This window comes from Variovorax sp. LARHSF232 (genome assembly GCF_052871435.1).
Window position 1 is genome coordinate 368,939 of record NZ_JBIXJS010000002.1, and the last position, 13,222, is coordinate 382,160.

Annotated in this window: 13 protein-coding genes and 1 pseudogene; 7 read left to right on the top strand and 7 right to left on the bottom strand. The window is 62.6% G+C overall.

Annotated features, from left to right (window positions below; all coding sequences use genetic code 11):
- The first annotated feature begins 9 nt into the window (after positions 1-9).
- From sucD to ACIPRI_RS07200, 7 genes and pseudogenes are all read left to right on the top strand, one after another.
- Entirely contained in the window at positions 10-903 is an 894-nt protein-coding gene (gene sucD, locus ACIPRI_RS07170; RefSeq protein ID WP_446620727.1) for a succinate--CoA ligase subunit alpha, read from the top strand.
- A 101-nt stretch (positions 904-1,004) separates the two neighbouring features.
- Positions 1,005-1,823, top strand: coding sequence for a Stp1/IreP family PP2C-type Ser/Thr phosphatase (locus ACIPRI_RS07175; RefSeq protein WP_446621069.1), 819 nt, complete (start codon positions 1,005-1,007; stop codon positions 1,821-1,823).
- Between the two features lie 76 nt (positions 1,824-1,899).
- Positions 1,900-2,556, top strand: coding sequence for an FHA domain-containing protein (locus tag ACIPRI_RS07180; RefSeq protein WP_446620728.1), 657 nt, complete (start codon positions 1,900-1,902; stop codon positions 2,554-2,556).
- 12 nt (positions 2,557-2,568) lie between these two features.
- Positions 2,569-4,827 (top strand): CHASE2 domain-containing protein, encoded by a 2,259-nt coding sequence (locus tag ACIPRI_RS07185; protein WP_446620729.1) that lies wholly within the window; start codon positions 2,569-2,571, stop codon positions 4,825-4,827.
- A gap of 37 nt (positions 4,828-4,864) precedes the next feature.
- On the top strand, positions 4,865-5,653 hold the full coding sequence (locus ACIPRI_RS07190; protein ID WP_446620730.1) for a 3',5'-cyclic-nucleotide phosphodiesterase: 789 nt from the start codon (positions 4,865-4,867) through the stop codon (positions 5,651-5,653).
- A 226-nt stretch (positions 5,654-5,879) separates the two neighbouring features.
- On the top strand, positions 5,880-6,395 hold the full coding sequence (locus ACIPRI_RS07195; RefSeq protein WP_446620731.1) for a pilin: 516 nt from the start codon (positions 5,880-5,882) through the stop codon (positions 6,393-6,395).
- 97 nt (positions 6,396-6,492) lie between these two features.
- Positions 6,493-7,519 (top strand): annotated as a pseudogene (locus tag ACIPRI_RS07200) (IS3 family transposase).
- A 63-nt stretch (positions 7,520-7,582) separates the two neighbouring features.
- Here the strand turns inward: ACIPRI_RS07200 and ACIPRI_RS07205 are convergent.
- From ACIPRI_RS07205 to ACIPRI_RS07235, 7 genes are all read right to left on the bottom strand, one after another.
- Entirely contained in the window at positions 7,583-8,203 is a 621-nt protein-coding gene (locus tag ACIPRI_RS07205; protein ID WP_446620732.1) for a hypothetical protein, read from the bottom strand.
- The gene (locus tag ACIPRI_RS07210; protein WP_446620733.1) at positions 8,200-9,372 is read right to left on the bottom strand and encodes an aromatic ring-hydroxylating oxygenase subunit alpha; all 1,173 of its coding nucleotides are present in this window, start codon (positions 9,370-9,372) and stop codon (positions 8,200-8,202) included. The genes ACIPRI_RS07205 and ACIPRI_RS07210 overlap by 4 nt, the downstream gene beginning before the upstream one ends.
- Positions 9,369-10,541 carry an FkbM family methyltransferase gene (locus ACIPRI_RS07215; protein WP_446620734.1) on the bottom strand — a complete coding sequence of 391 codons (1,173 nt, stop codon included), beginning with the start codon at positions 10,539-10,541 and terminating at the stop codon, positions 9,369-9,371. Before ACIPRI_RS07215 ends, ACIPRI_RS07210 begins: the two co-directional genes overlap by 4 nt.
- A 5-nt stretch (positions 10,542-10,546) precedes the next feature.
- Positions 10,547-11,182 (bottom strand): acetyltransferase, encoded by a 636-nt coding sequence (locus ACIPRI_RS07220; protein WP_446620735.1) that lies wholly within the window; start codon positions 11,180-11,182, stop codon positions 10,547-10,549.
- Positions 11,183-11,186: 4 nt separating this feature from the next.
- Positions 11,187-11,945, bottom strand: coding sequence for an SDR family NAD(P)-dependent oxidoreductase (locus ACIPRI_RS07225; protein WP_446620736.1), 759 nt, complete (start codon positions 11,943-11,945; stop codon positions 11,187-11,189).
- Positions 11,942-12,886, bottom strand: coding sequence for a ketoacyl-ACP synthase III (locus ACIPRI_RS07230; RefSeq protein WP_446620737.1), 945 nt, complete (start codon positions 12,884-12,886; stop codon positions 11,942-11,944). Before ACIPRI_RS07230 ends, ACIPRI_RS07225 begins: the two co-directional genes overlap by 4 nt.
- Positions 12,887-12,988: 102 nt before the next feature.
- Positions 12,989-13,213, bottom strand: coding sequence for an acyl carrier protein (locus ACIPRI_RS07235; protein WP_446620738.1), 225 nt, complete (start codon positions 13,211-13,213; stop codon positions 12,989-12,991).
- Positions 13,214-13,222 lie beyond the last annotated feature (9 nt).

The window sequence follows — 13,222 nt, forward strand, 5'->3', positions numbered from 1 at the left end:
AAACGAGTCATGTCGATCTACATCAACAAAGACACCAAAGTCATCACGCAGGGCATCACCGGCAAGACCGGTCAGTTCCACACCGAGAAGTGCCAGGAATACGCGAACGGCAAGAACTGCTTCGTCGCGGGCGTGAACCCCAAGAAGGCCGGCGAGTCGATCTTCAACATCCCGATCTTCGGCTCGGTGAAGGAAGCCGCCTCGCAAACCGGCGCCACCGTGTCGGTGATCTACGTGCCGCCGGCCGGTGCTGCCGCCGCCATCTGGGAAGCCGTCGAGGCCGACCTGGACATGGCGATCTGCATCACCGAAGGCATCCCAGTTCGCGACATGCTGGAAGTGCGCAACAAGATGAAGGCCAAGGAAGCCGCCGGCGGCAAGAAGACCTTGCTGCTGGGCCCCAACTGCCCCGGCCTGATCACGCCCGACGAGATCAAGATCGGCATCATGCCCGGCCACATCCACCGCAAGGGCCGCATCGGCGTGGTCTCGCGCTCGGGCACGCTCACCTATGAAGCCGTGGCGCAACTCACCGAAATCGGCCTGGGCCAATCGTCGGCAGTGGGCATCGGCGGCGACCCGATCAACGGCCTGAAGCACATCGACGTGATGCAGGCCTTCAACGACGATCCCGACACCGACGCCGTCATCATGATCGGCGAGATCGGCGGCCCCGACGAGGCAGACGCCGCCCGCTGGTGCAAGGACAACATGAAGAAGCCGATCGTCGGCTTCATCGCTGGCGTCACCGCGCCTCCCGGCAAGCGCATGGGCCACGCCGGCGCGCTGATCTCCGGCGGCGCCGACACGGCCGAGGCCAAGCTGGCCATCATGGAAGAGTGCGGCTTCACCATCACCCGCAACTTCTCCGAACTGGGCAAACTGCTCAAGTCGCGCCTGTAAGCCGCTGACGCCCTAGGCGTTGCAAAGCGCTCGCAATGTTAAATTGCGAGCGCTTTTTCATTTTGTAAAAGCAAAAGAACTACTTTCTCCACTCAATGGACATGTCCAGCCTCGGCATACCCTCACAGAGCGGATCTGCCGTGCAGCCCTGGGATTTCGCCGCGCTCACCGATCCGGGGCGCGTGCGCGCCAACAACGAAGACGCCGTGGCCTTCGACGCGCCCTTGGGCCTGGCCATCCTGGCTGACGGCATGGGCGGCTACAACGGTGGCGAAGTGGCCAGCGGCATGGCCATTGCCCTGCTGCAGGCCAGCATCGGCCGCTGGCTGGCGCATGCCGGCCCGCAGGCCAACAGCCGCGGCGTGCGGCGCGCCATGCAGGCCGGGGTGGACGAGGCCAATCTGGCGATCCTGGAGGCCGGGGTGGCCAACGTGCAACTGCAGGGCATGGGCACCACGCTGGTGGCGGCGGTGTTCGGCCCGCAGCGCGTGGTGGTGGGCCACGTCGGCGACTCGCGCTGCTACCGGCTGCGCGGGCAGAGCTTGGAGCAGCTCACGCGCGACCACTCGCTTCTGCAGGAGCAGCTCGACGCCGGCGTGCTCACGCTGGAGCAGGCGGCGCGTTCGCCCATCCGCAATCTGGTGACCCGGGCCGTCGGCATCGAGCGCCAGGTTCTGCTGGAAATGCATGAATACGACGCCGAGCCGGGCGACCTCTACCTGCTGTGCTCGGATGGTTTGAGCGAGATGGTTTCGGACGAGCAGCTTTTCACGGTTTTGTTACAAGATGCCGCGCTTTCTCAAAAAGCAACACTTTTGGTTTCAATTGCGAACGAGAATGGCGGCCGGGACAACATTTCTGTTGTTCTTGCGCAAGCCGCTGGAGTTTCCGCGGCTCCCGATGTAGAAGTGCGGGTTTAGATGGTTTCTGGCGGCAACAATCAAAGCCGCCAGACAACAACAATAACTACTATCTCGTTCGACTGAGGAGCGGGCCATGCCCAAATTGATCGTCTCGATTGATGGAGTTGTCATCAAGGAGGTGACGCTCGCGAAGGACCGCACGACCCTCGGTCGGCGGCCCTACAACGACATCGTGATCGACAATCTGGCCGTGAGCGGCGAGCATGCCGTGCTGCACATGATCGGCGGCGATGTCTACATCGAAGACCTGCACAGCACCAACGGAACGTACGTCAACGCCACGGCCGTCAAGAAGCAGGCGCTGGAGCATCACGACCTCATCGAGGTCGGCAAGTACAAGATCCGCTACCTGGCGCGCGGCAACTCGAGCGAGCCGGTGGATTCTTCCTACGCCGGCGAGCCACAGACCACGCCCTCGGGCAACGTGCCGCTTTCGGTCGCACCCACCGCGCAGATGCCGCTGGCCGGAGCCAGTGGCGCTGCCGTGCTGCGGGTGCTGTCCGGCGCCGGTATCGGGCGCGAAGTTTCGCTGCAGAAGGTGGTCACCACCATCGGCAAGCCGGGCGTGGCTGTCGCCGCAGTCACCCGGCGATTGCAAGGCTATGTGGTCGCGCCGATCGACGGCGGCACCCTGCTCAACGGCGAGCCGCTGGGCGCCGAGGCCGTTGCCCTGCAAGACGGCGACACGCTGGAGCTGGGCGGAACGCGGATGCAGTTCGTCTACGGCTGAGCCAAAGGCAGCATGGCGGCCTTGCTGAGACGCTGGCCGCGCATCCTCATCACGCTGCTGCCGGTGGCGTTGCTGGTGTGGCACGCCATCGTCGTCGAGCGCCGGCCGGCGACCGACGGGCTGGACTTCAACATCTACGACTGGCGCCTGCGCCTGACCATGCCGGAGCGCTTCGACCCGCGCATCGTCATCGTCGACATCGATGACGAGAGCTTGCAGGCCGTGGGCCAGTGGCCTTGGGGGCGGGACAAACTGGCGCGCCTGACCACCGAGCTCATGGAGCGGCAGAAGGCGGCGGTCCTCGGCTTCGACATGGTTTTCGCCGAGGAAGACCGCAGTTCGGGCCTGGTGAAGTTGCGAGAGCTCGCACAAGGCCCGCTGCGCGGCAACGCGTCCTTGAACGCTGAGCTGGACAAGCTCGCGCCCTCCCTGGACAACGACGGCAGCTTTGCCCGTGCGATGCAGGGGCACCGCGTCGCCTTGGGCTTTTACCTGACGCAGGGCCAGTCGCCGCTGGCCAAGGGCGTGCTGCCGCCACCGGTGCTGCCGCCGACAGCGCTTTCGGCTGGCGGCATCTACGCAACCCAGTGGAACGGCTTCGGCAGCAACATCGCGGCGCTGGCCAAGGCGGCGAGCACCGCCGGTTTCATCAACGCGGCCATCAGCGCGCGCAGCGATGGCGTGCTGCGCGCCGCCCCGCTGCTGGCCTACTACTCGGCTGGTGCGGCTTCGCCCGGCTACTACGAATCGCTGGGATTGGCGGTGTTCCGCCTGGCAGCCGGGCTGTCCGGCGTGACGCCCTTGCTAGCGCCGGACGGCTCCGGGCATGCGGCAGAAGTCCTGCGGCTGGGGCAGGGGCCGAACGCGCTGCAGGTGCCGCTCACGGCGCGTGCCAGCCTGCTCGTTCCCTATCTCGGCCGGGGGGGAGCGCAGGGCGGCACTTTCCAGTACCTCTCGGCACTTGACGTTCTCTATGGCGGGCTGCCGCCGGAAGAGCTCAAGGACAAGATCGTGCTGGTCGGCACCACTGCACCCGGGCTGCAGGATCTGCGTGCGACACCGGTGAGTGCCACTTTTCCGGGAGTGGAGGTGCACGCCAATGTCATCTCGGCGCTGCTGGACCGGCGCTTCTTCACCCTGCCCGACTATTCGCTGGGCTACGAGGTCTCGGTGCTGATCGCGGCCGGACTGGTGCTGGCCATTGGCCTGCCCTTGCTGTCGGTGACCCGCGCCACGCTGCTCTTTCTGGCGGTTGCGGCTGCCGTCATCGGGCTCAACACCTGGCTCTTCATGGCCCACAGCCTGGTGCTGCCGCTGGCGTCCGCCATCTTCATGATGATCGCGGCCTTCTCGCTCAACATGGGCTGGGGCTACTTTGTCGAGGCGCGCCAACGCCGCGGGCTGGCCAACCTGTTCGGCACCTACGTGCCGCCGCAGCTGGTGGAGCAGATGCAGGAGGAGCCCGAGCGCTACAGCATGCGCGCCGAAAGCAAGCAGCTCACAGTGCTTTTCTGCGACATGCGCGGCTTCACCCGCTTGTCGGAGATCCTGCCGCCGGTCGAGCTGCAGGCCTTCGTCAACGACATGTTCAGCCGGCTCACCGAAATCATCAGCCGGCACGGCGGCACGGTGGACAAGTACATGGGCGATTGCGTCATGGCCTTCTGGGGCGCGCCGGTGGACAACCCGCTGCATGCCACCTTCGCGGTACGCGCCGCCGTGGAAATGGCGCAAGCCGTGGAAGAACTCAGCGCCGCCAACCGCGTCGCCGGCCGCCCTGAAGTGAGCGTTGGCATCGGCCTCAACACCGGCCTGATGAGCGTCGGCGACATGGGATCGGCCGTGCGCCGCAGCTACACGGTGATCGGCGACGCGGTCAACCTGGCGGCCCGGCTGGAAGGCCTGGGCGGCGCCTACGGCGTGGCGATCGTGGCCAGCGAATCGACCGCCATGGCGGCATCGGCCTACGCCTGGCAGGAACTCGACCTGGTGCGGGTGCGGGGCCGGCAACAAGCCGTCACCATCCACACGCCCGTGGGCCTGCACGCCGAGCTGAACCCGCAGGAAGCCAGGGCACTGGGCGACTGGGCACAAGTGCTGGCGGCCTACCGGGCCCAGCAGCCGGCGAAGGCCCAGCCCCTGCTGGATTCGCTCATTGCGCAAGATGCCAAAAAAGTCCTTTACCGCCGGTATGCCGAACGATTAGCCTCAATGTCCTTGTGCCCCTTCGATCCCGAGTGGGATGGCGCAACCCGGTTCGCATCCAAGTAGTACTCTCAAGCAACTCATATAAAAAGGGCGCTGCCAAATGCAGGTGCGTGTGTTGGGGTGCTCTGGCGCCATTGCCAAGGATTGCCGGACGACCTCGTTCTTGATCGATCGCGACCTTCTGGTCGACGCCGGCACCGGCGTGGGCGATCTGACCTTGCGCGAGATGATCGAGATCGACGATGTGGTGTTGACCCATTCGCACCTGGACCACATCACCGCTTTGCCCTTGATGCTGGACGCCGTGGCCAGCCGCCGCACCCGGCCGCTGCGCGTGCACGCGCTGCCAGAGACCATTGCCGCGCTGCGCACCCACATCTTCAACAACATCATCTGGCCCGACTTTTCCAACATTCCGAGCCGCGACGCGCCCTTCGTCGTCTTCCATGAAATCGCCATTGGCCAGACCCTGCGCCTGGGCACCCAGAACGCCAAGAACGTCGAAGTGCTGCCGGCCTTTCATACCGTGCCTGCCTGCGGCTATGCCGTGAGCTGCGCCCAGGGCGGGCGCCAATGGGTCTTCAGCGGCGACACCGAGCGCAACCAGCACTTCTGGAACCGGGTGAACCAGCTCGACGTGGGCGCCCTGGTCATCGAGACCGCCTTCAGCAACCGCGAGCAGGCCCTGGCCGAACGCAGCCGCCACCTGTCGCCTGCCACCTTGATCGAAGAGCTGGCCTGCATCGGTGCCGACAAGCACTACCCCATCTACATCACCCACACCAAGCCAGCCGAGACGGCCGAGATCATGAGCCAGATCGGCAGCAGCGACGGCATCGCCCAGCACGACATCCGCTGGCTTGAGGCCGACGACGTCCTGGTCCTCTGACGAAGCGACATTCCGTGCTGGCGAGTGACAAAATTGTCAGTGTTGTCGGCGCAGTTGCAACAGAATTTGTCACGGACTGTAACCGGAACGTGAACAAAGTCCTGTTGGATGAGGCCTAAAGGTTCTGGCGCCCAGGTTGGCACAAATGGTGCGGTTACAAGTCCGGCTCCGGGGGTTCCCGGGCTTAGCTTGAAAACTGAACTGAACCAACCTCTGGAGTAAGTAAATGAACCGTCGTTCCATTGCACGCAATGTGCAGAAGGGTTTCACCCTTATCGAACTGATGATCGTTGTGGCGATCATTGGTATCTTGGCTGCTGTGGCGCTGCCGGCGTATCAGGATTACACGGTGCGCGCGAAGGTATCGGAAGGCTTGGCCATGGCTGGTTCTGCCAAGACTGCCGTCGCCGAGAATGCCGCAAATGGCGCCGTTTTCTCGTCCGGCTGGACTGCCCCGGGCGCGACCAAGAACGTCGCCGGCGTCGCGATTAACGACCTCAATGGCGAAATTACGATCACGTACGTCCCTGCGATCGACAATAGCGCCACTCTGATCTTGTCCCCGCGCGACGGCGGCACCACCAGCGCCACGGGCCTCGTTGGCACCGCCGCCACCGCCACCGGCTCGACGATTCCTACCGCCGGTTCCATTTCGTGGAACTGCAACTCGGTGGCGTCATCGAAGCCGGGCACCAAGGGCACCATTCAAGCCAAGTACGTTCCGGCTGAATGCCGTAGCTAAACTCGGTACTCAAATGAAAGCCGCCTCCGGGCGGCTTTTTTTGCTTCATGACCCGTCCTGACCTGGGTTGACACCTTTTTCCTCAAAAGGCAAGTCAATGGATTCAGGCGTCAAACGCACACAGCGCGACTACACGCTAGCTTTTAAGCTCTCGGTGGTTGAGCAGATAGAAAAGAGCGAGCAGACTTGCAAGCAAGCCCAGGAGCGCTACGGCATCCAGGCCGCTCGACGGTGCTGGCGTGGCTGCGATTGGCCGCCAGAGTTGGGTTCGGCATCATCTCTGCTGCTCAGGCCAGTTCCGATCAAGAAACCCTCGTGCGCGCCCGTTGCGCCGCTGCCCCAGAGCAGAAGATCAAGGTCCTTGAAGTGCTACTTCAGGAGGCCAACGAGAAGGCCCGGCTGTTCCGGGCCGCGCTTGATGTCCTGAAGAAGGATAGGGTACGCGTCGCAAAAAAAGCCTTTGAGCAAGTCAAGTCCTCTCGCAAGGGCTCGTCCCGGGGGCTGAGCGTGTCGAGGGCTTGCCACCATTGGCGCGTCAGCCGCCAAGCCTACCTGCTCAAGGAAGGTCCCAACCAAGTGCGACCTACGGGCAGCGAGCAGGTGTGGGTGGACGACATCACGTACCTGCCGACCGATCGGGGGGTCGTCTACCCCAGCCTAGTGACGGATGCTTGGTCACGCAAGATCGTGGGCCATCACGTTCACGACAGCCCGCGCACAGAGAAGGTCAGCCGGGCGCTGAAAGTGGCGCTCAAAAGCCGCCAGACACACCAGGCGCTGGTGCACCACTCCGACAGGGGGTATCCAGTACTGCTCGAACACTATCAGCAGATCCACCAGCGTCACGGCATCTCGATGACAGACGGCTACGACTGCTACCAGAACGCGCTGGCCGAGCGGTCAACCGGATCTTGAAGATGGAGTTCCTGCTACATCGACCGGCCGACCTGAGCCAGGCCAGCCGCATGGTTCAGCAGGCCGTGCAAATCTACAACCGGGAAAGACCGCACCAATCCCTAAAGTTGAAAACGCCCGATGAGGTTCATCGGGCGTCTCTGACCGGCTTGATCAAGCCGGTTATGGGTCCCATTGCAGGACGGGTCACGCTGCTGGCATCCTGGTGACAAGCGCACACCCAAGAAATACCCTCGGCGTGGGCTCTCATAGTCGCAAATCAGACGGATCCATCACCCAAGAATTCGAATGGGATTCTGAAAGGACGGGGAATAGAACGTGCTGTCGGCAATCACGCCCGAAAATTGCTGCGAGAGATTGAGATAGCAATGGGTTCCGATCCGCGTCGTTCTCGCCAAGCTGCTATTCGCACAGATCGTCGTGAAGTCCCCAATGGTCGACTGCTCGCGCACCGACACATTGGCCTCCAGCGTCACGTAACAGCCTACCGATACATCCTCTGCGACTACGACGTTGGGTCGCAGTACGGTATGGTGGCCGATGAATGTTCCCGCTCCGACCACGCAACCCGGATGAATGATCACGTTTTCGCCGACTGTCACGCTCGCATCGATATGTGCGTGAGGCGATACCACGGAGGTTCCGCGGTAGCCTAGACCTGACACATGCCCGTGCAAGGCCCGCCGCACGTCATTGATATAGAACTCGTTGACGGCAATGCAAATGTCCCATTGTTCCGCCGGATACTGCGCCAAGCCGCTTAGGTCGAACCGGTAATAGTCGCTGGAAGGAATCGCGAGCATGGCCACGGTGCGTTCTGAATACGCCTGGCGCGCGAGGGCGAATACGTCGCGCAAGGTGCTGTCGGGTCCAGCGACCAGCAGAGCCTTCATGCTGCACCCTCCTCGCTCAGCTCCTGCATGTACCAGCGCCCCATCGCATGCAAGGTGGCCTCGTGGTCGCCCATCAGCCCGATCGAATCGGCTGCCTGCAGCGACTTTTGCAACGCAGTCAACAGTACCGCGTCTTCGTCAATGACCCGCTTCTCGGCGTGGTGAATGCCCCATAGAAGATGCGGCTGAGGCGGAACGCGCGCCTTCAATTTGGTGGTGAACACCCAAGAGTGATAGTCGATACGCCCGGCGGCTGTCGGAACGTATTGCTGCAAATAGAAGCTCTCTCCATGAATGGAGCCAAAGTTCACGTTGGGGAAGATGTTGCAGGCAAAGAAAGCGCCGCGATCGCAAGGTTCCTCGAACAACGACGAGAACCAGCGCGCCGAATAGGGCATGGAAGAGCGCCCAATGCGGCTTACGTCTTTGAGCGCGACCTTGCCGGCAAGCGGCGCGTCTCCTGAAAAGACGATGTCGGCCAGCGGCGAACCTTCAAGAAAGAGCTTCGATTGATTCGATTCGACTGCGCTGAACGTTCCGCTGCTTTCGATTTGCAACAAGGGCGCCAGGGTCTGCGAGTGCACAAACTGGGCGTGATTCCAGTCCAAGACATTCTCGAAGTTCAGCTTCCAGTCGTAGTTGCAAGCGAAGTGGGTGTACGACACGTCTGGCGCAAAGTATGGCGACACCTCTCGCAAGATTCGTAGAAGATCCTCCGAGAACTGCTCCGCAATCGGCAAAGGGTTCGGCGAAAGGTTTACGAAGACGAAGTTGCCCACGGTGGTGAGCGCGTAGGACTGCAGACGAATACTCTCCTTCGTCGCATCGCACATGTTGTAGATCTTGGCATTGGGGACGCCGCGCAGACTGCCGTCGTCGTTGTAGGCCCAGCCGTGGTAAGGACAGATCAAGCGGCGGGTCCCACAGGGTGCGACCTGAAGTGGCATGCCCCGGTGCGCGCAGCTATTGCGAAAGGCGCGTAACTCGCCGCCCAGGTTTTGCACGAGCACCGGCACCCCGCCCAACTCACGGGCGACAAAACTGTTCTCGGTTGCCAGCTGTTGTGTCAGCCCAGCGAACAGCCAAAGCCGTCCGAAGATCCTGTGTTGCTCAAGTTCAAACCACTTGTCGTCCGTGTAGCAGGCCGGTGGCAATGCCGGTTCAATCATGATGGGATGTCGGCGTAGACGATGGTGTCGTAGTAGTAGTAGGAGTGATGCCGCAGGCGCAGGCGGTAGCGTGGTTCGATATCGCGAATCAGGCGAACGATGTCGAGCAGATCATCGGCATAGTGATAGGCGGTGATCGCCAGCCGCGGCTTGCTCTGTGAAATCAGGCGACGCGCACCCTGCAGGATCTTGGTCTCGTGCCCTTCAACGTCCATCTTGATGAAGCTGGCATGCGGCACTTCATCGTCTAGCCTCGACGTCGGCACTTGCACATTGCCGCCGGCGTCAAGGCGGCTACCCATGGTGCCAGTCTCGGCGAAGCTCAACACGCCTTTTTGATCCGAAAGCGCAATGTTGCGCGGATGGAAGTTGGCGAGATTGGCAAAAGGGCCTCGAGTCAGGCCGGCAAAATTTGCGGTGTCCGGCTCGAAGGCATGGATGGCCGAGTACTGCCACTGGGTAGCCGAGAGGAACTTACGTACCGTACTGCCAACGTGGGCGCCGACGTCGCACAACACCTCGTCCGGCCCCAGCGTGAAGGTCAGATCCTGCTTGCCCGTCGGGTAGAGGGAGAAGTATTCATCCTCGAGGCTGCACAGCACGGGAAGCATGGCGTTTCGATCGAGGGTCACCCTCATTTCGAGGAAGGCGGCCAGGGTCTGAACACTCAATTCGTCGTCAAGGGCGTGCGCAAGGGTTCTGTATTCGTCAAGCCTCGCCAGGCTGGCCGTGCGCATCAGTGTGGCCTCTTGATAGATGACGGGCACGCCCAGCTCGGCCAGTACGGGAACGATATCGAGCATTGGAATGCCCGCACTTCTCGCGGCAACGCTGAACATCCGGTGCACGAAGACGGTGTTGGCCAAGTTGATGGCGAGTCCGGCCAGCGGCCGTTCGCCACGAAAGGCGTGTGTATTCAAGACGCGGCAGGCTTCCAACCCGGCGGGCGCAGCCGACAGCGTGTCATCAACCAGCGCCACGTCCTTGCCCTGCTGCAGCAGGCGCAGCGCGATGGCGCCGGCGAAAGCGTGACCCAGGAACGAACTGGGCGCCAGCAGGTAGACGGAGCGGGCCGACTCGAGGCTTCCGGCGGTGTCGGCCGTCAGTTCATGGCTTCTCAGGGCTTCGACTCGTCGATCAAATTGCTGGAGGGCGCTCGCAAGTTGCATGGTGTTCAGGAGAAGATGACGCGGGCAGGATTGCCGAAAACTGTGACTCCGGGCGGAACGTCTTTGACCACGACCGAGCCGATGCCGATGGTGGCGCCGTCACCCACCTGTACGCCCTTGGCGATCGTGGCCCTTGGGTGGATGGCGACCCCGGTGCCGATGTGCACATCGCCGGCCAGGAAGGTCATTGCGCCAACCATGCAGTGCGGTCCAATTTCGACGTTGTGGCCGACAACGACGTAGGTATCCAAATAGGCAAAGTCGCCAATGCTGCAGTCGGTCGATACCACCACGCTGGGGGTCAGGAACACGCCCTGGCCGATGCGGGTCCGCGCACCTACCGTCGCGTGGCGCTGATAGCTGATGAACTGTGCGCCTTGGGCGGCAAGCGGAGCGACCAGGTCTTGACGCCAGCTTGGATCGCCGACGGCCGGAATGAAGACTTCGTCCGCCTGCGGCTGGTAGTGAAGCGGGTTGCCGAGTAGCTTCGCTGGAATTTCGGGAGGAAGCCGCAAGTCGGCACGGGTATCCAGAAAACCGTGCAGTTCAAGCTGTTCCCGCATGACGGGATCGTTGTGGAGCACGTCATAGACGATCAGGCCCAGGCCACCCGCTCCGATGATCACCAGCTTCTTGCGCATGGCATCAACCGACAGTGTGTCCGCCGTCGAGAATCAGCGTGGTACCGGTGATCCAGCGGCTGGCGTTCGACAGAAAGAAGATGGCTGCGTGCGCCACATCCTGGGGGAGACCGACGCCCAGCGGGTACTTGGCCAGGGTCTCGTCAAGGCCGCCAGTGGTCGCGCGAGCGGCGGCCAGCATAGGCGTTTCAACCAATCCGGGAGCCAGGCAGTTCACCCGGATCTTCTTCTTGGCAACTTCCATTGCCAAGGCGCGCGCCATCGCCTCAAGTGCCGCCTTGCTCGCGGCGTACGCCCCTACTCCGTGCACGCCGATGTGAGCCGAAATCGAGGACACGAACACGATAGCGCCGCCCGGTGCGATGGCATTGCGCACCAAGAGTTGCTGGCTCAGCAACAGGGGGGCCACGTAGTTGATGTCGAGCTGGCTCTCCACATGTGGTCGCGAGGCCAGGCGAAGTGGCGCCAAAGCCGAGACACCGGCGCTGTGGACGACGCCATCGATCTTGCCGACCTGCTCCGCCAGCGACTTGATGCCGGTGTCATCGCTCAGGTTGGCGACGACGTATCGGTGTGGTTCGCCTCCAAGATCTCCGAGCAACGCCTGCAGGCGCCCTTCGTCGCGGCCAGAAGCAATCACGTTCGCGCCTGCCTCGGCACAACTCAAGGCAATCTGGCGCCCAATTCCAGAAGAGGCGCCGGTGACCAGGATCGTCCTTCCGATCAGGCTGAAGGCGCCCAGCGCCGATGAGTCGGCGCTCATGACTCGATCAAGGTCGGGAACTTCGCACCCTCAATGTCGATGAGGCAGGTGCCCCACGAGAGGCCGATGCCAAAGCCGCTCAGCAGCAGCCGATTCCGTTTGACCTCCAGAGCTTCGCGGATGCGCACAGTCATCGTGACAGGCAGTGACGCTCCGCTGGTGTTGCCGAAGTCATGCAGCGAAGTCGGGACCTTTTCGGGCTGCAGGCCCAGCTTCTTGCGGATGGTCTCGTTGATCATCCGGTTGGCCTGGTGGAACACGAAGTAGTCAACCGACTCCTTCGGCGTCTGCGCATAGTCCAGCAGCTTATTCACCGAGGGAGGGACCTGCTGGGTGGAAAAGCTCAGCACCGCGGGGCCGTCCAGTTGGAAGGCGCCCGGCCATTGCCAGGGCTCGTCATCCTTGTCGCGGAAGGGCACCATGTGCTGCAGGCCAAAGGGCTCGCGGTGCCCGCCCACCGGCTGGATGATGGCCTTGTAGCCGCTGCCATCGCTGTTCAGGTCGAAGTGCATCGGGGCAGCATTCGGGTCAAACTCGAGTGCGGTCGCGGTGCCGGCGTCGGAGAACAGCGGCTCTTTGACGGTTGCGCACTTGTCACCCACCAGCACAATCCCCTTTCTCAGCGCGCCGGCAGCGATCATGCTGCCCAGGATGTGAAGGCCAAACGGATAGCCCGAACAGCCCAAGTTGACGTCGAAGGCAATGGTGGTCTTGGCCATGCCCAGACGGTCCTGCAGAACGATGGCGGTGGCCGGCGTGATGTAGTCGGGCGACTGCGTCACGACGATCAGGGCATCGACCTCTTCGCGCGCCCAGTTCAGTTCTGCCAGTAGCCTTTCCGTGGCGTCGAAGGCCAGGTCCGAGAAGCATTGCCAATCCGCGCAGATGCGGCGATGCTCGATGCCGATGTTGCGTACCAGGCGCTCGCGTTCGGAACGCATCTTGGGCGGGCAGTCCACACGATTTGACAGCACCCGGTGTGGAACGCAGCTCGCCATGCCGGCAAAGCGGACGTTGTGAAGCGTGGACAGGCCCATGGCGTCTTACCCCAACAGTTTGTACAGGTCGGTCAGCGTGACGCAGTTCTTCAGGTCGTCGCCGACGATGGTCTTGCCGTAGTCGACATCGAACATGACGATGACGCCCAGAGCTGCCAGCGAGTCCCACTCGGGGAGACTCCGCAGCTCGGTGTCGGGCGTGACTTCGACCGGCTCCTGAAAGTCGACGGCAACTTGAAAACTGTCAATGAACTGCTCGATGGTTGGCATGCTGTTCTC

What these genes read in the sequence shown, in the direction of transcription:
- ACIPRI_RS07195 (WP_446620731.1), top strand. Translation starts at nt 5,880, where the DNA reads ATGAACCGTCGTTCCATTGCACGCAATGTGCAGAAGGGTTTCACCCTT.
- ACIPRI_RS07235 (WP_446620738.1), bottom strand. Translation starts at nt 13,213, where the DNA reads ATGCCAACCATCGAGCAGTTCATTGACAGTTTTCAAGTTGCCGTCGAC.
- ACIPRI_RS07205 (WP_446620732.1), bottom strand. Translation starts at nt 8,203, where the DNA reads ATGAAGGCTCTGCTGGTCGCTGGACCCGACAGCACCTTGCGCGACGTA.
- ACIPRI_RS07225 (WP_446620736.1), bottom strand. Translation starts at nt 11,945, where the DNA reads ATGAGCGCCGACTCATCGGCGCTGGGCGCCTTCAGCCTGATCGGAAGG.
- ACIPRI_RS07220 (WP_446620735.1), bottom strand. Translation starts at nt 11,182, where the DNA reads ATGCGCAAGAAGCTGGTGATCATCGGAGCGGGTGGCCTGGGCCTGATC.
- ACIPRI_RS07215 (WP_446620734.1), bottom strand. Translation starts at nt 10,541, where the DNA reads ATGCAACTTGCGAGCGCCCTCCAGCAATTTGATCGACGAGTCGAAGCC.
- ACIPRI_RS07190 (WP_446620730.1), top strand. Translation starts at nt 4,865, where the DNA reads ATGCAGGTGCGTGTGTTGGGGTGCTCTGGCGCCATTGCCAAGGATTGC.
- ACIPRI_RS07180 (WP_446620728.1), top strand. Translation starts at nt 1,900, where the DNA reads ATGCCCAAATTGATCGTCTCGATTGATGGAGTTGTCATCAAGGAGGTG.
- ACIPRI_RS07185 (WP_446620729.1), top strand. Translation starts at nt 2,569, where the DNA reads ATGGCGGCCTTGCTGAGACGCTGGCCGCGCATCCTCATCACGCTGCTG.
- ACIPRI_RS07210 (WP_446620733.1), bottom strand. Translation starts at nt 9,372, where the DNA reads ATGATTGAACCGGCATTGCCACCGGCCTGCTACACGGACGACAAGTGG.
- ACIPRI_RS07175 (WP_446621069.1), top strand. Translation starts at nt 1,005, where the DNA reads ATGTCCAGCCTCGGCATACCCTCACAGAGCGGATCTGCCGTGCAGCCC.
- sucD (WP_446620727.1), top strand. Translation starts at nt 10, where the DNA reads ATGTCGATCTACATCAACAAAGACACCAAAGTCATCACGCAGGGCATC.
- ACIPRI_RS07230 (WP_446620737.1), bottom strand. Translation starts at nt 12,886, where the DNA reads ATGCGTTCCGAACGCGAGCGCCTGGTACGCAACATCGGCATCGAGCAT.